At 68.1% G+C, this 19,699-nt stretch carries 27 protein-coding genes and 1 other RNA gene; 12 read left to right on the forward strand and 16 right to left on the reverse strand.

The window, feature by feature from the left end:
• Positions 1 to 141 precede the first annotated feature (141 nt).
• Entirely contained in the window at positions 142 to 753 is a 612-nt protein-coding gene (locus QLH51_RS11430) for a superoxide dismutase (RefSeq protein ID WP_125659245.1), read from the reverse strand.
• 116 nt (positions 754 to 869) lie between these two features.
• Positions 870 to 1,898: a phage shock protein operon transcriptional activator gene (pspF, locus tag QLH51_RS11435; protein ID WP_125659242.1), complete on the reverse strand. Its 1,029-nt coding sequence runs from the start codon at positions 1,896 to 1,898 to the stop codon at positions 870 to 872.
• Positions 1,899 to 2,069: 171 nt separating this feature from the next.
• On the opposite strand from pspF, the gene QLH51_RS11440 reads away from it, so the two are divergent.
• From QLH51_RS11440 to QLH51_RS11480, 9 genes are all read left to right on the forward strand, one after another.
• Entirely contained in the window at positions 2,070 to 2,213 is a 144-nt protein-coding gene (locus QLH51_RS11440) for a hypothetical protein (protein WP_164516176.1), read from the forward strand.
• 67 nt (positions 2,214 to 2,280) lie between these two features.
• Positions 2,281 to 2,949 carry a phage shock protein PspA gene (pspA, locus tag QLH51_RS11445; protein ID WP_125659239.1) on the forward strand — a complete coding sequence of 223 codons (669 nt, stop codon included), beginning with the start codon at positions 2,281 to 2,283 and terminating at the stop codon, positions 2,947 to 2,949.
• A gap of 1 nt (position 2,950) precedes the next feature.
• Entirely contained in the window at positions 2,951 to 3,229 is a 279-nt protein-coding gene (gene pspB, locus QLH51_RS11450) for an envelope stress response membrane protein PspB (RefSeq protein WP_125659236.1), read from the forward strand.
• Positions 3,229 to 3,609 (forward strand): envelope stress response membrane protein PspC, encoded by a 381-nt coding sequence (gene pspC / locus QLH51_RS11455; protein ID WP_125659233.1) that lies wholly within the window; start codon positions 3,229 to 3,231, stop codon positions 3,607 to 3,609. The genes pspB and pspC overlap by 1 nt, the downstream gene beginning before the upstream one ends.
• Positions 3,610 to 3,647: 38 nt before the next feature.
• Complete coding sequence (locus QLH51_RS11460) at positions 3,648 to 3,938, forward strand: hypothetical protein (RefSeq protein ID WP_125659230.1); 291 nt, start codon at positions 3,648 to 3,650, stop codon at positions 3,936 to 3,938.
• A gap of 23 nt (positions 3,939 to 3,961) precedes the next feature.
• Positions 3,962 to 4,270 carry a hypothetical protein gene (locus QLH51_RS11465; protein WP_125659227.1) on the forward strand — a complete coding sequence of 103 codons (309 nt, stop codon included), beginning with the start codon at positions 3,962 to 3,964 and terminating at the stop codon, positions 4,268 to 4,270.
• 32 nt (positions 4,271 to 4,302) lie between these two features.
• Positions 4,303 to 4,545: a hypothetical protein gene (locus tag QLH51_RS11470; RefSeq protein ID WP_206429107.1), complete on the forward strand. Its 243-nt coding sequence runs from the start codon at positions 4,303 to 4,305 to the stop codon at positions 4,543 to 4,545.
• Between the two features lie 35 nt (positions 4,546 to 4,580).
• Positions 4,581 to 4,811, forward strand: a complete 231-nt coding sequence (locus QLH51_RS11475; protein WP_125659221.1) for a hypothetical protein — start codon at positions 4,581 to 4,583, stop codon at positions 4,809 to 4,811.
• A 23-nt stretch (positions 4,812 to 4,834) separates the two neighbouring features.
• Entirely contained in the window at positions 4,835 to 5,239 is a 405-nt protein-coding gene (locus QLH51_RS11480) for a SufE family protein (protein WP_125659218.1), read from the forward strand.
• Between the two features lie 164 nt (positions 5,240 to 5,403).
• Here QLH51_RS11480 and QLH51_RS11485 read toward each other — a convergent pair whose 3' ends face one another.
• From QLH51_RS11485 to QLH51_RS11535, 11 genes are all read right to left on the reverse strand, one after another.
• Positions 5,404 to 5,703, reverse strand: a complete 300-nt coding sequence (locus QLH51_RS11485; RefSeq protein WP_206429106.1) for a (2Fe-2S) ferredoxin domain-containing protein — start codon at positions 5,701 to 5,703, stop codon at positions 5,404 to 5,406.
• Positions 5,704 to 5,713: 10 nt separating this feature from the next.
• Positions 5,714 to 6,250, reverse strand: a complete 537-nt coding sequence (locus tag QLH51_RS11490; RefSeq protein ID WP_125659212.1) for a J domain-containing protein — start codon at positions 6,248 to 6,250, stop codon at positions 5,714 to 5,716.
• A gap of 53 nt (positions 6,251 to 6,303) precedes the next feature.
• Positions 6,304 to 6,708, reverse strand: an RNA gene (gene rnpB, locus QLH51_RS11495) — RNase P RNA component class A.
• A 32-nt stretch (positions 6,709 to 6,740) separates the two neighbouring features.
• Entirely contained in the window at positions 6,741 to 7,424 is a 684-nt protein-coding gene (locus QLH51_RS11500) for an N-acetylmuramoyl-L-alanine amidase (RefSeq protein WP_125659209.1), read from the reverse strand.
• Positions 7,425 to 7,491: 67 nt separating this feature from the next.
• Positions 7,492 to 8,328 (reverse strand): CheR family methyltransferase, encoded by an 837-nt coding sequence (locus tag QLH51_RS11505; protein ID WP_125659206.1) that lies wholly within the window; start codon positions 8,326 to 8,328, stop codon positions 7,492 to 7,494.
• The gene (locus tag QLH51_RS11510; protein WP_125659203.1) at positions 8,325 to 9,365 is read right to left on the reverse strand and encodes a chemotaxis protein CheB; all 1,041 of its coding nucleotides are present in this window, start codon (positions 9,363 to 9,365) and stop codon (positions 8,325 to 8,327) included. Before QLH51_RS11510 ends, QLH51_RS11505 begins: the two co-directional genes overlap by 4 nt.
• 13 nt (positions 9,366 to 9,378) lie before the next feature.
• Positions 9,379 to 9,744: a response regulator gene (locus tag QLH51_RS11515; RefSeq protein ID WP_125659200.1), complete on the reverse strand. Its 366-nt coding sequence runs from the start codon at positions 9,742 to 9,744 to the stop codon at positions 9,379 to 9,381.
• A 120-nt stretch (positions 9,745 to 9,864) separates the two neighbouring features.
• Entirely contained in the window at positions 9,865 to 10,305 is a 441-nt protein-coding gene (locus tag QLH51_RS11520) for a chemotaxis protein CheW (RefSeq protein WP_125659197.1), read from the reverse strand.
• A 2-nt stretch (positions 10,306 to 10,307) separates the two neighbouring features.
• The gene (locus tag QLH51_RS11525; RefSeq protein ID WP_125659194.1) at positions 10,308 to 12,653 is read right to left on the reverse strand and encodes a chemotaxis protein CheA; all 2,346 of its coding nucleotides are present in this window, start codon (positions 12,651 to 12,653) and stop codon (positions 10,308 to 10,310) included.
• Between the two features lie 184 nt (positions 12,654 to 12,837).
• Positions 12,838 to 13,476: a histidine phosphotransferase family protein gene (locus QLH51_RS11530; protein ID WP_125659191.1), complete on the reverse strand. Its 639-nt coding sequence runs from the start codon at positions 13,474 to 13,476 to the stop codon at positions 12,838 to 12,840.
• Positions 13,473 to 13,967, reverse strand: coding sequence for a M67 family metallopeptidase (locus QLH51_RS11535; protein WP_125659188.1), 495 nt, complete (start codon positions 13,965 to 13,967; stop codon positions 13,473 to 13,475). The genes QLH51_RS11530 and QLH51_RS11535 overlap by 4 nt, the downstream gene beginning before the upstream one ends.
• Positions 13,968 to 13,984: 17 nt before the next feature.
• Here QLH51_RS11535 and QLH51_RS11540 point away from each other — a divergent pair, with 17 nt between their 5' ends.
• From QLH51_RS11540 to mtgA, 3 genes are all read left to right on the forward strand, one after another.
• The gene (locus QLH51_RS11540; protein WP_125659185.1) at positions 13,985 to 14,938 is read left to right on the forward strand and encodes an RluA family pseudouridine synthase; all 954 of its coding nucleotides are present in this window, start codon (positions 13,985 to 13,987) and stop codon (positions 14,936 to 14,938) included.
• 54 nt (positions 14,939 to 14,992) lie between these two features.
• A complete protein-coding gene (gene rpoH / locus QLH51_RS11545) occupies positions 14,993 to 15,898 on the forward strand; it encodes an RNA polymerase sigma factor RpoH (RefSeq protein WP_055761109.1) in 906 nt (301 codons plus the stop codon).
• 193 nt (positions 15,899 to 16,091) lie between these two features.
• Entirely contained in the window at positions 16,092 to 16,823 is a 732-nt protein-coding gene (gene mtgA / locus QLH51_RS11550) for a monofunctional biosynthetic peptidoglycan transglycosylase (RefSeq protein ID WP_125659182.1), read from the forward strand.
• 232 nt (positions 16,824 to 17,055) lie between these two features.
• Here mtgA and QLH51_RS11555 read toward each other — a convergent pair whose 3' ends face one another.
• The 3 genes from QLH51_RS11555 to QLH51_RS11565 all read right to left on the reverse strand — a co-directional run bounded on the left by QLH51_RS11555 (position 17,056) and on the right by QLH51_RS11565 (position 19,343).
• Positions 17,056 to 17,304 carry a hypothetical protein gene (locus QLH51_RS11555; protein ID WP_125659179.1) on the reverse strand — a complete coding sequence of 83 codons (249 nt, stop codon included), beginning with the start codon at positions 17,302 to 17,304 and terminating at the stop codon, positions 17,056 to 17,058.
• 75 nt (positions 17,305 to 17,379) lie between these two features.
• Positions 17,380 to 17,703, reverse strand: coding sequence for a YbaB/EbfC family nucleoid-associated protein (locus QLH51_RS11560; protein ID WP_055761101.1), 324 nt, complete (start codon positions 17,701 to 17,703; stop codon positions 17,380 to 17,382).
• Entirely contained in the window at positions 17,700 to 19,343 is a 1,644-nt protein-coding gene (locus tag QLH51_RS11565; protein WP_125659177.1) for a DNA polymerase III subunit gamma/tau, read from the reverse strand. Before QLH51_RS11565 ends, QLH51_RS11560 begins: the two co-directional genes overlap by 4 nt.
• Positions 19,344 to 19,699 lie beyond the last annotated feature (356 nt).

Below are 19,699 nucleotides of genomic sequence, written 5' to 3' on the forward strand. Positions count from 1 at the left end.
CTCCCCGGCCCTCTCCCCTTCAGGGGAGAGGGCCGGGGAGAGGGGAAACCGCGAACGCCGCGCACGAAAAAGGGGACCGCCCTTGCGGACAGCCCCCTCTCCCAACCCTCTCCCCTTGCGGGAGAGGGCCCTTGTCGCGACTTACTTCACCGCCGCGTCGTAGCGCTGGCCGACCTTGTCCCAGTCGACCACGTCCCACCATGCCTTCAGATAGGCCGGACGGGCATTGCGATAGGTGATGTAATAGGCGTGTTCCCACACGTCGTTGCCGAGGATCGGCGTGCCCTTCACCGGGGCGACGTCCATCAGCGGATTGTCCTGGTTCGGGGTCGAGGTGATGGCGAGCTTGCCGTCCTGCCCGACGATCAGCCATGCCCAGCCCGACCCGAACTGGTTCGCGCCCGCGGTGTTGAACTGTTCCTTGAGCTGGTCGAGCCCGCCGAACTGCTGGTCGATCGCGTCCTTCAGCGCGCCCGACGGCTGCGATCCGCCACCCTTCATCGTTTCCCAGAAGAAGGTGTGGTTCCAGAAGCCGCCGCCATTGTTGCGCAGCTTGGCCGAACCGCTGCCGATATTGGCCAGCAGTTCCTCGATCGACTTGCCCGCGAGGTTCGCATCCTCCGACACGGCCTCGTTCAGCTTGTCGGTATACGCCTGATGATGCTTGTCATGGTGCAGCATCATCGTTTCCTTGTCGATGGTCGGCTCCAGCGCGTCATAGGCGTAGGGCAGCGGGGGAAGTTCGAAAGCCATGGGGGTTCCTCCTTGGGCAATAAGCTCTGGTCGACCGAACGAAGCGCGGCGCGCTTGGCTCCGGTCGTTACGTTCGGGCAACATCTAGTTCTGCGGTGATCCGACGCAAGGGCGCGTCAGCCGCCCTGCCCCAATAAACCATGGCGCTTGAGCGCGTGGCGCAGCTGATCGTAGGTCAGCCCCAGCGCATCGGCGCAGGTCCGCTGGTTGTAGCGCGCCTCGGCCATCGCCCGGGTCAGCAGCTGGCGTTCGAAGCGGTTGACCCGCGTCTTGAAATCGTCGCCCGGGTCGTCTGCCATCGCTGAAACCGCCGGCGCCTCGCCCCCCTCGGCAGCCGGCGCGACCGCCGGCACCGCCGTCCCGCCGCGCGGGCGGAACGGGGAGGCGAAGGGATCGACCTCGATCAGGTCGATCGGCCCGGCGCGTTCCCAACGATAGACCGAGCGTTCGACCGCATTGCGCAGCTCGCGGACATTGCCCGGCCAGCGATGCTCCATCAACTGGTCGACGGCGTTCGGGCCGAAGCCCGGCCATTCGTCGCGCCCGATCTCCGCCGCCATGCGCCGCCCGAAAAAGTCGGCGAGCACCATGATGTCGCCCGGCCGGGCGCGTAGCGGGGGCAGCGTCACCACCTCGAAGCTCAACCGGTCGAGCAGGTCGGCGCGAAACGTGCCGCGCTCGACCCGGTCGGGCAGATGCTCGTTGGTGGCAGCGACGATGCGGACATCGACCCGGATCGGCCGCGACGACCCGATCCGCGTCACCTCGCCATACTCGACCGCGCGCAGCAACCGCTCCTGCGCCCCCATCGACAGCGTGCCGAGTTCGTCGAGGAACAGCGTGCCGCCATCGGCCTCCTCGAACCGCCCGACCCGCGCCTTGGTCGCGCCGGTGAAAGCGCCCGCCTCGTGCCCGAACAATTCGGCCTCGATCAGCGTTTCGGGCAACGCGGCGCAGTTCATCACGACCAGCGGCTCCTCCCAGCGCGCCGACAGGCGGTGGAGGCGTTCGGCGACCAGTTCCTTGCCGGTCCCGCGCTCGCCGATGACCAGCACCGGGCGATCGAGCGCCGCGGCGCGGCTGGCGCGCTCGAGGGCATCGAGAAACGGGCCGGACTGGCCGACGACCTGGGTTGCGCGTTCCATGGCCGACGATGTGGCGTATATTCCCAATAGTTCGCAAGTGGACAAATGAGGCAGGCGGCAAATTCCGGGAAAAGTGACGCAAATCCGTCATTTTCCGAATTGGCACGGCTCCTGCAACGTCTCCTGCAAGCCCGGAACAGGGCGCACGCACCAGCTTCAGGGAGTTCCACCATGATCCGCATCAACCAGAACGTGACCGCCCGCCAGTCGATCCTCAGCCTGATGGGCGCGGTCGCGGTCTGCATCTTCGCCTTTGGCGCGACGACCGCATCCGGTCCGTCCGCCGCAACCGTTGCCGCCGCGCCGATGGCGTAAGGCGGCGGGCCGGGGTGGTTCTGCCCCGTTCCATCCCGGCCACCCCAGTATCTTTCAGGAGTAACCGATGGGTATTTTCTCCCGCACCCGCGACATCATCGCCGCCAACGTCACCGACCTGCTCGACAAGGCGGAAGACCCCGCCAAGATGATCCGCATGATTATCCTCGAAATGGAGGAAACGCTGGTCGAGGTCCGCGCCTCCGCCGCGCGCACCATCGCCGACCAGAAGGAAATGCGCCGCCACATCGGCAAGCTGGAAAAGCTGCAGGACAGCTGGACCGAAAAGGCCGAGCTGGCGCTGAGCAAGGACCGCGAGGACCTCGCCAAGGCCGCGCTGGTCGAACGGCAGAAGGCGGTCGACATGATCGAACAGCTGAACGCCGAGATCGTCGTGCTCGACGATGCGCTGCGCGCCTCGGAAACCGACATCGCCAAGCTGCAGACCAAGCTGCGCGAGGCGCGAACCCGGCAGAACGCCATCCAGACCCGGATGGAAAGCGCCACCAACCGCACCAAGCTGCGCGAGATGTACGCAGGGTCCAAGACCGCCGAGGCGTTCAGCCGCTTCGACGTGCTGGAACGCCGTGCCGACCTGGCGGAAGGACGCGCCGAAGCCGCGGGCATGGGCCAGGGTGGCAAGAGCCTTGAGGACGAGATCGCCGAGCTGCGCCAGTCCGACAAGATCGATGCGGAACTGGCGGCGCTCAAGGCGCGACTGAACCGGGAGGGTTGAGATGGAGGATTTCTTCGGCATCGCCGTGCCGCTGGGCGTCCTCTTCATCGGTCTGCCGTGGCTGATCCTCCACTATATCACCAAGTGGAAACAGTCGCCGTCGCTGACGAACGAGGACGAGCGGTTGCTCGACGACATGCACCTCACCGCCCGGCGGCTCGAGGAGCGGCTCCAGACCATCGAGCGGATCATCGCCGCCGACAATCCGGACTTCCGCCCCGCCGACCGAGACCTGCCCACCCGCGACTATCGCGACAACGACTTTAGCCGGAGACTGTGATGTCCAGCGCACGCACCAAATTCTATGTCGACAAGGCCAATGGCAAGGTGTCGGGCGTGTGCGCCGGCATCGCCGACTATACCGGTGTCGAGGTCATGTGGATCCGCATCGGCACGGTGATGCTGACCCTGCTGGGCGGCTTTCCGTGGACCGTCATCGCCTATTTCATGATCGCATGGATGGCGCAGAAGAAGCCGCACGGCCTGTACGAAAGCCGCGAGGACGAGAAGTTCTGGCAGGGCGTGCGGTCGAACCCGACCCGCACCGCGTCGGAAATGCGCTCCACCTTCCGCGACATCGACCGGCGCCTCGCCGATATCGAAATGTATTATACCAGCCGCAACACCCGCCTGGCGGACGAGATCGACAGCCTGCGCTGACACGGTCCCCGCCGGGACGAGCAAGAGGGAGAGAGACGATGAGTTGGGGTGGACCGGGGTTCGTACTGGCCCTGATTGCGATCAGTACGATCGGCTGGGTCATCACGACCGCCATTCGCGCGAAGCATGGCTATCCGATCGAGAACGAATGGAGCGGCAAGAGCGAGCGCAGCGACCTGACGGCCGAGCGGCAAGCACGGCTGATGGCCGAGCAGAACGAGCAGCTGACCGCAAAAGTCCTGCGCCTCGAGGAACGCATCGCCGTCCTCGAACGGATCGCCACCGATCCCGCCACCCGCACCGCCCGCGAAATCGACGCGCTGCGCTGAACCGTCAGGCTACGGAGACGACCATGCCCCCCGCCGCCCTTATCGCCATTGCCACCCTCGTAGCTCTCGCGGCGATCGGCGGCTGGATCTTCACCACCTGGCTCCGCGTCAAGAACGGCTACCCACTGGACGGCGCATGGGGACAGGCGGTCTATCCCCGCCGCGACGACGAAACGACGGAACGCGTCAAGCTGCTCAGCCAGGAGAACGCCCGGCTCAAGGCCGAACTGGGGTCGATCAAGGACCGGCTGGCGAACGTCGAGCGCATCGTCACCGACGGCGCCCATTCGCTGGACCGCGAGATCGAACAACTGCGCAACCGCGCGAACTGAAAGGATCGATCATGAGCCCCATTCTCGTTCCCATGATGGCACTTCTCATACCGATCGTTGCGATCCTCGGTGCCGTCGTCTTCAAGCCGTGGCTGGCGCATCGCGAACGGCGGCTTGAGATCGAGGCGAACATGCTCGCCGAAAAGGCCGCGCAATATGCCGCGCAGACCGAACGCCTCGAACAGCGCGTCCGCGTCCTCGAACGCATCATCACCGACCGCGGCGTCGATCTCTCCGACGAGATCGAGCGGCTCCGCGACAACCCGCTCAACTGAACCGCCCTTCCCCGAAACCGACAAGGGACAGTCCGATGAACCTCACGCTCACCCTCGCCCTTGCGATCACCACCCTTGCCGCCGTCGCGATCGTCTCGGTCACCACGCTGGCGGGCTGGCGCGGCTGGCTGGCGCTGCAGCAGCAGCGACTAGGCGACAAGGCGTTCGCCGCCCCCGCGCCGAATGCCGGCACCCGGATCGAGATCGCCGACCTCAAGGAACGCATCCGCAAACTGGAAGCGATCGCCGCCGGGGTGGAACTCTGACGCCGGATGCCTATAGCGGCGTCATGCAGAGCATCGACGACATCCGCGAAGAATATGACTTCCTCGACGGCGACGACCGCTACCGGCTCCTGATCGATCTGGGCCGCCAGCTGGAGCCGATGCCGGAACCCCTGAAGACCGACGCGACGCTGGTGCGGGGATGTTCGGCATCGGTCTGGGTCTATCCCCAGCCGCGCGCGGACGGCACGCTCCACTTCCTCGCCGACAGCAACGCCGCGATCACCAAGGGGATCATCGCGCTGGTGCTCGCGACGGTGCAGGACCGGGCGGCACCGGCGATCCTCGCCACCGACATCGACGCGACGCTGGCGCCGTTCGATCTGCGCAACCAGCTGAGTTCGAACCGGACGCAGGGGATACCGAACATGATCGCGCTGATCCGGGAAACGGCGGCGCGGCTGGCGTAACCACGCACACATGGGTCAAGGAGCGTTACCCCAGCGGAGGCTGGGGTCTCCCATGGCTCCTGCCCCGCGCGAAAACCGGAAGACCCCAGCCTTCGCCGGGGTGACGTTTCCATACGGATGGATCAAACGCTAACGGTCAGGCACAATCCGCAGGGTCGGGTCGCCTACCCGTCCAGCCCCAGCCGTCCGGCCACCGCGTCCAGATCGTCCCCCGGCCGCACCAGCAGCCACTCGCCCGGCCGGTCGCTGTCGACCACCACCACCGCACCCTTGGGGCACACGTCGAGGCACTTGACCTCGACCACCCCTGCGCGCGCCTTGGGACCGTTCTTCAGCTTCAGGTGCCGGCGCAGCGCCTTGGCCAGCGGCCTTGCCGGATCGCCGAACCCGCCGTCCAGCTTCTTCGAACACTTTGCGCAGACCAGTACCGCCTTGTCCCAGCGGGACCGGACGCCCGTTCTCACGCGGGGGTCCTCATGCCGGCTTCCAGCTCCGTCGTTCCTCGGCGGTGCGCAGCACGTCATACGCCGCCTGGATCGCGTGAAAGCGCTTCGCCGCCTCGGCATCGCCGGGGCGGACGTCGGGATGGTTCACCTTGGCGAGCTTGCGCCATGCCAGCCGGATCGTGTCGAAATCGGCGTCGGGGTCGCATTCCAGCACGTCGAGGGCACGCATCTCGTCGCGCGAACGGCTGCCGTCGCCCGATCCCGCCCATGCGTTCGACGCCGACGCGGCATAGCCGTTGGCCGTGCGCCGTTCCTCGGCCTCGCGCGCCCTCGCCTCCTCCTCGTTCAACCCTTCGAAATAGTTCCAGCCCTTGTTGTATTCCGCCGCGTGCGTCGCGCAGAAATACCAGCGGTCGGGACTGTTGGGCGATTTCGGCGCCGGGCAGTTGCCGGGTTCCGTGCAGCCGTGGCGATCGCACAGCTTCACCGTCTGCGCCTCGCGGCCCTCGCTGTAGCCGCGCCAGCGGGGAAAGCCCCAGTCGTTGGATCGTGTGTGTCGTGCCATTGGTGTACGAAATAAGCCGCCCATGCGCCCACGCAACCCATTGCGGCGCGGGGAATGTCAGAGGGTCTGTAAGCCGGGTTCTGTCCACCTGCACGAGGCAGGATAGGCGACCATTCCTCTTGGACGGCACTTGCATGCCGCCTCCAGCAACCAACCCGGGCAGCGGGCCGGAACCTGCCCCGAAGCGTATCGCTACGCTCCATGCCGCCCCTATTCGGTCTTGCTCCCGGTGGGGTTTGCCATGCCGCTGCCGTTACCGGCCGCGCGGTGCGCTCTTACCGCACCCTTTCACCGTAACCCGGCCGAAGCCAAAGGCCGTCTGCTCTCTGTGGCACTGTCCCTGAACCTCCCGACCGAAGCCGCGAAGCCCGCCGGGCGTTACCCGGCACCGTCGTTTCCGTGGAGCCCGGACTTTCCTCGGCACGCATGACGCGTGACGCGGCCGCCCGACCCTCTGACGTGCTGCCCCTAGCGGAGCCGGCGCGCAGGTTCAATCGTCGCCTTGCGGCTTGGGCAGCAGCAGCGCGAGCAGCAGCATCCGGCATTCGCCGTCGATCACGCCGTCGATCACCTCGGGGCGGAAGCGCCGCTGGAACGCGGTCACCGCGGCGGTCGCATCGGACACGTCATAGCCGAAGCGTTCGAGCGCGAGCAGGAACCCGGCGTCGCTCCATCCCGGGTCCATCAGGTTGCGCGCCGGCCGGGGCAGCGCGAGGCGCAGGCGGGCCAGCCGGTTCCACGGGAACAGCTCGCCCGGGTCCTGCTTGCGGATCGGCGCGACGTCCGAATGGCCGACGACGTTGCCGCGCGTGATCTGATGGCGGTCCTTGATCGCATGGACCAGCGGGATCAGCGCGTCGATCTGCGCATCGGCAAAGGCGCGATAGCCCCATTCATGGCCCGGATGGACCAGCTCGATGCCGACCGACGCGCTGTTGATGTCGGTGATGCCGCGCCAGTGCGCCCGGCCCGCATGCCATGCGCGCTTGTCCTCGGCGACCATGCGGTGGATCGTGCCGTCCTCGTCGATCAGGTAATGCGCCGACACCTGCGCCGCCGGATCGGTCAGCCGCGCGATCGCCGATGCCGCGTCGACCATGCCGGTATAATGCAGCACGATCATCGTCACGGGCAGCGTGCGTTCGCCGAAGTTCGGCGACGGCGTATCGATCATCTGCACGCGACTCCATCCCCTCACGCCACTGCCCCCCGATTGCGGCGGGACGGGCCGAAAGGCAAGGTCAGTGCGAGGCCGGCCGGTACAGCCCGCGATAGCGTTCGGACGGGACCAGCGCCTCGGTATGGCCGATCACCGTCTCGCCCGCGCCCAGCACCAGCAACCCTCCGGGCCGCAGCACGCCCGCGATCCGGTTCAGCACCTGCGCCCGCGCGGCGGGCGACAGGTACATCAGCACGTTGCGGCACAGCACGATGTCGAACTTCCCGCTCGGCATCGGATCGGACATCAGATTCTGCCGCGCGAACAACAAGCGGTAGCGCAGCTCGGCCTTGGCCTCCCACAGCTCGTCGCGCACCTCGAACCACTGCATCATCCGCCGGACCGACAGCCCGCGCTGGATCTCGAACTGGGTGTAGCGCCCGGCCCGCGCGCGGGCGAGCGCCCGGGCGGAAATGTCGGTCGCGCGGATTTCGGGCAGGGGCAGGCCGCAGCGTTCCTGCGCCTCGCCGAACAGCATCGCCAGCGACAGCGGCTCCTGCCCGGTCGAACACGCCGCCGACCATATGCGCAGCCGCCGGGGCGTTTCCGCGACCATGTCGGTCGCCGCCATCACGACCAGGTCGAGCACGCTCGAATCGCGGAAGAACGACGTTTCCTGGTTCAGCAGCGCGTCGACGACAAGATCGGCCAGCCCCTGTTCGCAGCGCCCGCCCTCGGCAATGCGCGCGACCAGTTCGTCGATCGAGACGAGGCCGCGTTCGCGCAGCATCGGTTGCAGCGCGCTGTCGATCCGCCACGCCCGTCCGGCATCGAGATGCTGGCCGGTACGCTGCTCCAGCAGCGTGACGATCTTGTGCGCGGCGCTGCCCATCGGCGGCGCCTGCATCGGCAGGTTCATGCGGGACGCTTTCTGCGGGCGATGAATTCGCCCAGCTGCACGGGGGTTCCGATAATATGGGCGAGGCCGCTTTCGGCGATCGCGCCGGGCATGCCCCACACGACCGAACTGGCCTGATCCTGGACGGCGACGACCCCGCCCAGCGCGCGGATGCGTTCGGCGCCGCGGCAGCCGTCACGCCCCATGCCCGACAGCACGACCGCCAGCGCACGCGCGCCATAGACCTGCGCGATGCTGTCGAACATGGGATCGACCGACGGCGTGCATCCGCTGCTGCTGGGCGAACGGTCCAGCCGGATCGCGCCGCCTTCGGTCGTCGGCACAACCCGGATGTGCGCGTCGCCCGGTGCCACGATCAACCGCCCGCGCTGGATGCGCAGGCTGTCGCGCGCGACATCGACCGGCCGCCGCGCTAGGGCAGCCAGCTGCTGCGCGAAATATTCGGTGAACGATCCCGGCAGGTGCTGCGTGACGAGGATCGGCACGTCCAGTTCCGGCGGGATCGCCTTGAGCAGCGGCGCCAGCGCGTGGATGCCGCCGGTCGACGCACCGATCGCGATCACGTCGAACGCGTCGCCCTGCGATCCGGGGGCGGCGCGCACCGGTCCCCGCATCACGTCGGCGACCAGCGTCGCCAGCCGCGTCGCGAACCCGCCGGCCAGCGGCGTCGACTGCGGCTTGGCGATCGTCGCCGCCGCACCGAGCGCGAGGGCATGGAGCGCCACCGGCGATCCGTCGGCGCATTCGCCCGACAGGATGATGACGCGCGCGTCAGGCGCGGCCGCGAACAGCGCGGGCAATCCCGACAGCCCGTCAGTACCCGGCAGGTTGATGTCGAGCAGGATCAGGTCGATCGGCCGTTCGCGCAACACCGCGACCGCGGGCGCGATGCCGCCGACCGCCGCGACCAGCTGCGCCTCGGGCAGCGTGTCGACGATCCGCGCCAGGACGCAGCGGGTGACCGCCGAATCGTCGACGATCAGGACCCGGAGCACCCCTTCGGCCGGCGCCGCCTGTCTGACGGTGGCTGCGACCATGCCGGTGCGTCCGTTACGAGACGCCGACGATCTGGAGCTTGCTTTCCAGCGTCTCGCGATCGAACGGCTTCATCACATATTCGTCGGCCCCGGCCTCGATCGCGGCGCGGATATAGGCCATGCCGTTCTCGGTCGTGCAGAACACGACCTTGGGGACCATGCCCCCTTCGCTCTGGCGCAGCGCGCGCAGGAAATCCATGCCGCTCATCACCGGCATGTTCCAGTCGAGCAGGATCACGTCGGGCTGCTGTTCGGCACAGCGGTCCAGCGCCTCGCGACCGTCGCCCGCCTCGCGGACCTCGAACTGCAGCGTTTCCAGTATGTGCCGGGCGACCTTGCGGATCACCTTCGAATCATCGACGACCAGGCAGCTCTTCATCTCGGCACCCCATTGTTCAGGCTACAGCCTAGCGTGGACTCGTAAGCGCGACGTTAAAGGAACCGGATCGGCGGCGGATCGAACCCCGTCACGCGGCACGGGACCGCCCCCGGAATGGTTTCAGGCCGCCGCCTGCGTCACGTCGGCCGCACGCGCGACCACGGCGGGCAGGTTCAGCACCAGCACCGGGCGACCGTCATGGTCGATCACGCCGTCGACGACCGATGCCCATGCCGGCCCCGGCGTCAGTCCCGCCGACAACGGGCGCCGGGCGCAGCGATAGGCATCGTCGAGCATGTCGACCAGCAGCGCATAATGATGCCCCTCGACCTGGGTCACGACCGCGCGGCGACCGCCGCCGCCCGCCGCCGCCGGATCGATCGCCTGTGCGGTGTCGATCACCGTCACCACCCGGCTGCGCAGCGCGGCAAGGCCGCGGACGGCGCGCGCGGTACGCGGCACCGGCGATACCTCCCCGATATCGACCACCGATTCGACATGGTCGGACAGGATGGCGACATCCTGGCCCGCCACCCGCGCCAACAGGAACAACGCGTTCATCGTCACTTCCCCACTGCCTGGCGAACGGCGCGCAACACGCCTTCGCGGTCGTAGCGATAGACGCTGCCGTCGCCGGTATCGGCGGCGCTGGTGCGCAACCGCACCACCGGCGCCGATCCGGTCGTCATCCCCGCCATCGGGTCGTCGGCCTGCGCCAGCACCAGCGCCGGGCGCTCGTCCGACGCCAGCCGCTCCACCGCTTGATAGCCCGCCTGCTCCAGCATCGGGCGCAGGAACGTGCGCATCCACCCGCTGCCGCCATCGGCCAGCAGGCAGGTCGGGCGCCCCGCCGTCACCCCGGCCGGACCGGCCGCGCCGTCGCGGGCATGGCGTTCGAAAAGCCACAGCGGGTCGACCTGCTCGACCTGCTCGCCCTCCAGCAGCACGATGCCGCAGATCGGTCCCGGTTCGGCGGCCGCAGCGGCCAGTTCGGGCAGCATCACGATGTCGCACGCATCGTCGATCGCATAGGCGACCTCGGCCATGCCGTCGGTCAGCCGCAGCACGGTCGTCACCCGCGACGCCGCCTCGGGCGCGCGCGCCGCGACCGGCAGGACCCGTCCGTCGATCGCCAGCCAGATGCGCCCCGCGCTCTGCTGCAGGCTGCCCGCGCGGATGCGCTCGATCCGGTCGATCACCGTCAGCGGGATCACCCGCCGCCGCCCGTCGAGGTCGTCGAACAGCAGCGCCGCGATGCCCGGATCGGCGATCGCCTCGGCCTCCACCTCCAGCTCGCGGTCCATCGCGTCGGTGAAGTTCAGCCCGGCGGCGTGCGCCACCCCGGCGCAGTCGATCATCAGCATCGGCTGTCCTGTGTCGGGCAGCGTCTGCCCGGCGTACAGTCCGGTCGCCATCACGGAGGGCGCGGCGGGCTTCACCACCAGTTCCTCGGTATCGAGCACGTCGTCGACCGCGACCGCGAAGTCGCCCGCGCCCAGCCCCACGACGACCAGCATCTTGTCGCCCGGTTCCGCCGCGCCGGGAATGCCCAGCACGTCGCACAGGTCGACCACCGGCAGGCGCCGGTCGCGGATCTGCGCGATGCGCATGTCGCCCAGCCGGTCGATGCGGATATTGGCGCCGCGCTCCTTCACGATCTCGCCGATCGTCTGGCGCGAAATGGCGAAGCGATGCGCGCCTGCCCGCACGACGATGGTCGATACGATCGACAGCGTCAGCGGCACCTGCACCACGATGCGCAGTCCCCGGCCGGGCTTGTTGTCCAGCGTGATCCGCCCGCCGATCTGGTCGATCGCGGCGCGTACCACGTCCATCCCGACTCCGCGGCCCGAAATCTCGGTCGCGACGTCGCGCGACGACAGCCCCGGCGCGAACACCAGCTCGCATTGCTGGCGCTCGGTCAGCTGCCGCAGGTCGCTCTCGCTGCGCTGGCCGTTGGCCGCCAGCTTCGCGACCAGCCGCGCGGTATCGATGCCGCGCCCGTCGTCGATGATCTCAATGACGATCTGGTTGCCCGACTGCCGGGCGGAGATATGCAGCCGCCCGCTTTCGCGCTTGCCCGCCGCACGGCGCTCGGCCGGCGATTCGATGCCATGGTCGATCGCGTTACGCACGACATGGACCAGCGGGTCGCGCATCACCTCGATCATCTCGCGGTCCAGCTCGACGTCGCTGCCGTCCACGGTCAGCGTCACCGCCTTGCCCACCGCCGCCGCCGTGTCGCGCACGATGCGGGGCAGCGGCGAGAACAGCGTCTCGATCTTCTGCATCCGCGTCCGCGTCACCGCGTCGCGCATGTCGGCGACCGATGCCGACAGCCGCTCCAGCGCGCCTTCGACCGCGGGATCGAGGTCGAGGTCGCGCAGGCGGCGGAACAGTTCGTTGCGGACCAGCACCATGTCCGACATGCCGCTCATCATCCGGTCGAGCAGGTCGACGTTCAGCCGGACGCTGCGCAGCGGCGCGCGTCCCTGCGCGATCGCCGCGGCGGCGATCGGCGTCGCCCCCTGCGCTCCGGCCACGCCCGGCGCCAGCGCGGCGATCAGGTCGTCCTCGCCCTCGTCGGTCAGCGGCAGTCCCGCATCGATCGCCTCGACCAGCTCGCCGATCCGGTCGACGATCGCCAGCACGGCATCGACCAGCGCACGATCGGGCCGGCGCTTGCCGTCGCGAACCTCGCACAGCGCGTCCTCGGCGGCATGGCTCAGCCGCGACAGGCGCGGCAGGTCGAGGAAGCCGCAGCTGCCCTTCACCGTGTGGACGAAGCGGAAGATCGCATCCAGCCGCGCACGATCCTCGGGCGCGGCCTCCCACGCGACGACCTCCGTCGACAACGCCTCCAGCGTCTCGCGGGTTTCGGCAATGAATTCCTGTAAGAGATCGTCCATGCGGCCCCGCCCGGTTGTGGCGCGACCATGGCGGGGATCAGGTTAAGACGCGGTTAGTGAGGGAACACGTGAAGGTTGGCGCGGGTGATTGGTGACCACCGCCATCCTCGTCACCCCGAACCTGACCCGGGATCCCGCTTCTTCTTTCGCCACCGGGTTGGTGGATGCCCCCTGCCCGGGGACGTCACCCCGTGACCAGCGACGCTCCGAACAACAGCACCGGCGAATCGACCGGCGACACCTGCAACGTGCCGCCGCACTGTTCGACCAGTTCGCGCGCAAGGCAGGCGGCGGCGGCCCGCGGCGTCATCATCGCCGCGTCCCCCAGCAGCGCGCCGCGCAGCTCGGCATCCAGTACGATCCGCTGCCCGTCGGCGCGCACCGCGATATCGATGCCCCCCGCCGTCCGCTCCGCGCCGATATCCAGCTGCCCGCCACGCACCAGCGCGTCGCCGGCGATCAGCGCGAGGTTCAGCAGCACCTTCACCGCCGGCTTGGGCAGCGACGGCGCATCGACCATCCAGCCCAGCTTCACCCGGTGATTGTCGCCGAACAGCCCTTCGAGTGCGGCGCGCGCCTCCCGCGTGTCGATCGAATCGCCCAGGCCGCCGGCGGCACCGAAGGCGAGGCGGAAGAATTTCAGCTTGTTCGCCGACGCCCGCGCGCTGTCGGCCAGCAGTTCGAGGCAGCGGGCGCGCATGTCCGGATCATGTTCGTCGGCCAGCAGTTCGAGGCCGTTGTTCAGCGCCCCGACCGGGCTGAGCAGGTCGTGGCACAATCGCGAACACAGCAGGCTGGCGAAATCGGCGGGGCTGATGTTCAATGCGGCGACCCTTGTGCTTTGGCGAACGTCATCGTCCGCCCGGCCCGGTCCATGTGCACCGCTTCGCAGTCTTTTTCAACGTGGCCGCCGGTCCTGACCGCAAAGCGGACGGCGTCGAACCGGCCGTGCCGTTCCCCGTCCGCGACCGCCCGCCACAACCGCACGCGGCCCCCGCCGGCGATCAGCCACAACCGCCCGTCCGCCGCCGCCTGCGCCGCGTCGGTCGCCGACGGGTCGGGATCGCCCGAAGGGTGCGAGTGATACCAGCCCAGCACCGCCGCCCCGCCCCGCCGCTCCGCGCGCAGCGCCTCGAACAGCGCGGCGGGATCGATCTCGAAATGCCGCGCTGGGTCGTCCGCCACGTTGTGCGCCGCCACCAGCCGCTCGATCCGCCCGGCCGTGCCGAGCATCAGCCCGCAGATTTCGGTGGCGCTGCCATCCGCCTGCTCGATCAGCGCGCGCAGCGCCTCGCTTGAAAATTCGGGCTCCATCCCCATCTTTGTAGGCAATGGACCGGGGGGTTTCCACGATCGAAGCGCGCATTCCCGATGCGGCGCACGGACAACGGATCGACAAGGCACTGGCCGACGTCGTCGCTGACCTCTCGCGCGAACGGATCAAGGCGCTGATGATGGCCGGGCACGTCGCGGGCGATGCCGGGCCGGTGTCGGACACCTCGCGCAAGGTCGCGGCCGGCCAGTCCTACACCATCACCCTTCCCGCCGCCGTACCGCTCGACACTGTCGCGCAGGATATCCCGCTGGTCGTCGCGTACGAGGATGACGACCTGATCGTGATCGACAAGCCCGCCGGGCTGGTCGTCCATCCCGCCGCCGGCAATCTCGACGGCACGCTGGTCAACGCGCTGCTCCACCATTGCGCCGGGCAGTTGTCGGGCATCGGCGGCGTCGCGCGGCCGGGGATCGTCCACCGCATCGACAAGGATACGTCGGGCCTGCTGGTCGTCGCCAAGCACGACGTCGCGCATGAAGGGCTGGCGAAGCAGTTCAAGGACCACAGCATCGACCGCCGCTATCTGGCGATCACCGCGGGGCGCGTGCAAACTTCGGCGGGCACGATCGACGCTCCGCTGGCGCGCTCGCCCAATGATCGCAAGAAGATGGCGATCGTCCACAGCCCCACCGCCAAGCACGCGGTGACGCACTTTCGCAAACTTCGCCAACTTTCGGGTGCGTCGTTGATCGAATGTCGACTGGAAACGGGGCGCACGCATCAGGTACGGGTACACATGGCGTCGATCGGCCATCCGCTGCTGGGCGATCCGGTCTATGCCGGGCGGCGACCGGCGCTCAGGGCGCAACTGGAAACGCTGCATTTCCGGCGACAGGCGTTGCACGCCGCACATCTGGGGTTCATCCATCCCGTCACAAAAAACGCTTTGGCGTTCGATAGTGACCTTCCGGCAGACATGCAGGAACTGTTGGACCATCTTCTCGTATAGGTTTCGGTGATTCCGCAGTGCGGCGTCGCCATAAGGACAAAGGGAGTTTTGACGATGGCAACTGGCAGCAACGTCCCGGCGACGATTCCGGCGCTCGGCGGCGAGGCGAGCCTCAACCGCTATCTCTCCGAAATCCGCAAGTTCCCGATCCTCGCGCCCGAGCAGGAATACATGCTCGCCAAGCGGTTTCAGGAACATGGCGATCCGGAGGCCGCGGCCCAACTCGTCACCTCGCACCTGCGCCTCGTTGCCAAGATCGCGATGGGCTATCGCGGCTATGGCCTGCCGGTCAGCGAACTGATCTCCGAAGGGAATATCGGGCTGATGCAGGGCGTGAAGAAATTCGAGCCCGATCGCGGCTTCCGCCTCGCCACCTATGCGATGTGGTGGATCCGCGCCTCGATCCAGGAATTCATCCTGCGCTCGTGGTCCCTCGTGAAGATGGGCACCACCGCGGCGCAGAAGAAGCTCTTCTTCAACCTGCGCCGGATGAAGTCGAAGCTCGACGCATTCGAGGACGGCGACCTCAGCCCCGAACATCTCGCCAAGATCGCGACCGACCTCGGCGTGACGGAGGACGAGGTCACGTCGATGAACCGCCGCATGGCGATGGGCGGCGATACCTCGCTCAACGTGCCGATGCGCGAGGATGGCGAGAGCCAGTGGCAGGATTGGCTGGCCGACGACAGCCCGTTGCAGGACTCGGTCGTCGCCGAGGCGCAGGAAGCCGACGTCCGCCACGGCATGCTGGTCGAGGCGATGGACGATCTGAACGACCGCGAGAAGCACATTCTGACCGAACGTCGCCTGACCGACGATCCCAAGACGCTGGAGGAGCTGAGCCAGGTCTATGGCGTCAGCCGCGAACGCGTCCGCCAGATCGAGGTGCGCGCATTCGAAAAGCTGCAAAAGGCGATGATGCGCCTCGCCGGCGACCGCCGGATGCTCGCCGCGGTGTAAGCGGCTGGGGCGGGGTGCCCGGACCCGCCCCACACTCGTCATCCCGGCGAAGGCCGGGATCCATAACCCATGTCGCCCGCGACTCCGGCCGAACCGCCAGCCCACCACAAACGTCACCCTAGCGCAGGCCGGGGTGACGCGAGAGAGCGCGGCGTGCTTGCCGTCCCCTGCTCTCCCCGGCTAGGCACCCCCCATGGCCGCCCGCACGACCCAACGCCCCCGCCCCAAACCCGCCACCTCGCGCGGCTGGGGCCGCCGCATCGCCGGCTGGGCGATCAAGGCCGTGCTCGGTTTCGTCATCCTGTCGGTGCTGTGGGTGCTGATCCTGCGCTTCGTCCCGCCGCCAATCACGCTGACCATGCTGGGCGACGTACCGACCGGCCACGGCATCACCAAATCATGGCGTCCGCTGTCGGCGATCGATTCCGACATGCCCCGCGCCGTGATCGCGGCGGAGGACAGCCGCTTCTGCGCGCATAACGGCTTCGACTATATCGCCATCGCCAACGCCGCGCGCCGCAATGCCGAGGGCGGTCGCATCCGCGGCGGATCGACCATCAGCCAGCAGACCGCAAAGAACGTCTTCCTGTGGCAGGGCGGCGGCTATTTCCGCAAAGCCCTGGAGGCCTATTTCACCGTCCTGATCGAGGCGATGTGGGGCAAGCGCCGCATCATGGAGGTCTATCTCAACGTCGCCGAGACCGGCATCGGCACCTATGGCGTCGAGGCCGGCGCCCGCCGCTATTTCAAGCACGGCGCGTCGACGCTAAACGGCCGCGAGGCCGCCCAGATCGCCGCCGTCCTGCCGCTGCCGAAGAAGCGCGCCGGCATCGCCCCCACCGGCTTCACCCGCCGGTACGCCCGCACGATCGAACGCCGCATCGGCATCGTTCGCCGCGAGGGGCTGGACGGATGTCTGAGGTGAGCGCCGCCTGGCACATGCGACCCGTCATTCCGGCAAAAGCCGGGATCCACGGATGAAAGCGGTTTCGATCAATCAGTGAAGTCCCGTGACCATGGATCCCGGCCTTCGCCGGGATGACGGGGTGCGTGGCCGAAGCGGCGCGGCCAACACCCCACCCCCGCAAACGTCATCCCGGCGCAGGCTGGGGTTTCTCTCGACAAGCGCGCAACGCTCGCCACCCCAGCCAACAACCCTACTTCGTCGCCCGCTCCACAGCATCGCCCGCCTTGTCCGCGGCATCGCCGACGCTCTTGGCCGCCGACGTCACTGCCCCGGTCCGGGCGTCGTCGTTGTTCGCATGGTTCAGCAGGAAATAGGCCCCGACGATCACCGCCAGCAGGATCGCCAGCCCGATCAACAGGCCGCCGCCCGACCCGCGCCGCTCGACGATCACCGTCTGCGGGGCACCACCGGGGGTGGTTTCGATACGATCGGGTTCCATGGCACATCTCCCTCAAGTACTGATGTGCCCAAGAACCGCCGGTCCCGCCGCTTGTTCCAGCAGCGTTCCGAACGTTCAGAACGGCAGCTTGAACCCCGGTGGCAGCGGCAGGCCGTTGGTCAGCTTCGACATCTCGGTCGAGCTGGCCGCATCCGCCTTCGCCCGCGCGTCGTTGAACGCCGCGACGATCAGGTCTTCCAGCATCTGCTTCTCGCCCGGCTGCAACAGCGAATCGTCGATGTCGACGCCGAGGATGCGCCCCTTGGCCGAGGCGCGGACCTTCACCAGCCCGCCGCCCGACTGCCCGTCGACCTCGATCGTGTCGAGGTTCGCCTGCGCCTTGGTCAGCTCGTTCTGCACGTTCTGCGCCATGGCCATGATGTCGTCGAGATTCTTCATCGCGCGATACTCCCGTCGCTGCGTTGCCAATGATCGAGGGTGGCGTCCGGAAACGCCGCCAGTGCCGCCTGTACCAGCGGCGATTTGAGGACCTGTTCGCGCTCCGATTCCGCCTTCGCCGTTTCCTGCTCGCGCAGGGTCGGATCGCCCGTGCCCTCGCCGATCAGAACGCGCCAATGGCTGCCGGTGATCCCCTTGAGCGCAACTTCGAGGTCGCGGGTGAAATCGGCGGGCAGCGGCCGCGCACCGCTCAGCTCGATCAGCTGCGGCGCCAGCCGGATCAGCCGCGCGCAATTGCGGAACTGCGCCTCCAGCGAATGACGGCCGTGCTTCGACAGCAGGCCCGCGACCTGTTCGGCGGTCTCGGGCAGCGGATCGGCCGCGACTTCCGCTGCGGCCGGGGCCGGCGCCGGTGCGGCGGGCGCAGCCATCGCCGGCACCTGTCCCGCCGCCAGCTGCTTCGCCAGCGTCCCCGGATCGGGCAGCGAGGAGGCATGGACGATGCGCAGCAACGCCATCTCGCACGCCTCGATCGGCAGCGCGGCGCGCGACACCTCCTCATGCCCTTTCAGCAGCAGCTGCCACAACCGATGCAGCATCGGGAAAGACAGCGCGCTCCACGCGTCGAATGCGGCGCGTTCCTCCGCCGACTGGCCGGGTCCGCGATCGCCGCCAACCTTGACGATCGTCACCGCATGCACGGTTTCCAGCAGCGTGCGCAGCACCGACGCCGGATCGACGCCTAGGTCATATTGCGCCCGCAACGCCTTGAGTGCGCCCGGCGCATCGCCTTTCAGCAACAGGTCGAACAACCCCCGGATCGCCCCGCGATCGGACAGGCCCAGCATCTGCCGCACCGCGTCCGCCCGCACGCCCTCGCCGTCCAGCCCACCATGCGCGATCGCCTGGTCGAGGATCGACAGCCCGTCGCGCGCCGACCCTTCCGCCGCGCGCGCGATCAGTTGCAGCGCCTCCGGCTCGGCCTCGACACCCTCCGCCTCGACGACATGCGCGAAATGTCCGGCGAGCAGATCGGCGGGAATACGCCGCAGGTCGAAGCGCTGGCAGCGCGACAGGACGGTGACGGGCACCTTGTGGACCTCGGTCGTCGCCAGCAGGAACTTGACGTGCGCGGGCGGCTCTTCCAGCGTTTTCAGCAGCGCATTGAACGCCGGCGTCGACATCATGTGGACTTCGTCGATGATGTAGATCTTGAAGCGCGCCGACACCGCGGCATAGCGCACCGCCTCGGTCATCTCGCGCACGCTGTCGACGCCGTTGTTCGACGCGGCGTCGATCTCGATCACGTCGATATGCCGCCCCTCGGCGATCGCCCGGCACGGCTCGCACACCCCGCACGGATCGATCGTCGGCCCGCCCTGCCCGTCCGGCCCGATGCAGTTGAGCGCCTTGGCGATCAGCCGCGCGGTCGACGTCTTGCCCACCCCGCGCACGCCGGTCAGCAGGAACGCATGGGCAAGGCGACCGCGCTTGATCGCATTGCCCAGCGTCGTGACCATCGCATCCTGCCCGATCAGCTGGCTGAACGTCTGCGGCCGATACTTGCGCGCGAGCACGCGGTACGGCTGCGCGGCGGCAGGCTGTTCGGGGATGTCGAGGGCGAGGAAGGAGTCGGACATTGGGGGTGTCTTAGCGGGTGGCGGCGGCGGTGTCGCGTGTTGAGCGCGACCGATCTGTCGAACGCGCACGCTGGAACAGAACCGTTCTACTTGGTCGAAAACCCGCCAGCTGGTAGCATCGCGGCGTGACTGACCCCGCAGTGAGTCGACTCTGGCGACGGTTCGCCACTCCGCCGACGTCCGCAATGTTGTGGCGGCGGGCAGCGTGGTCGCTTTGGCTCATACCTGCCGCCGCGTGTTTTCCGCTTCTCCTACCATTGCTGGCGCCGTCAGCATTACTGGAGTTGCCGATCGAATATTGGGCTTTGTGCCTGCTGCTGTTTGGCATCCCGTCCGCGCTCGGGGCTTATTGCTGG

Source organism: Sphingomonas sp. 2R-10, from assembly GCF_030062225.1.
GTDB lineage: Bacteria > Pseudomonadota > Alphaproteobacteria > Sphingomonadales > Sphingomonadaceae > Sphingomonas.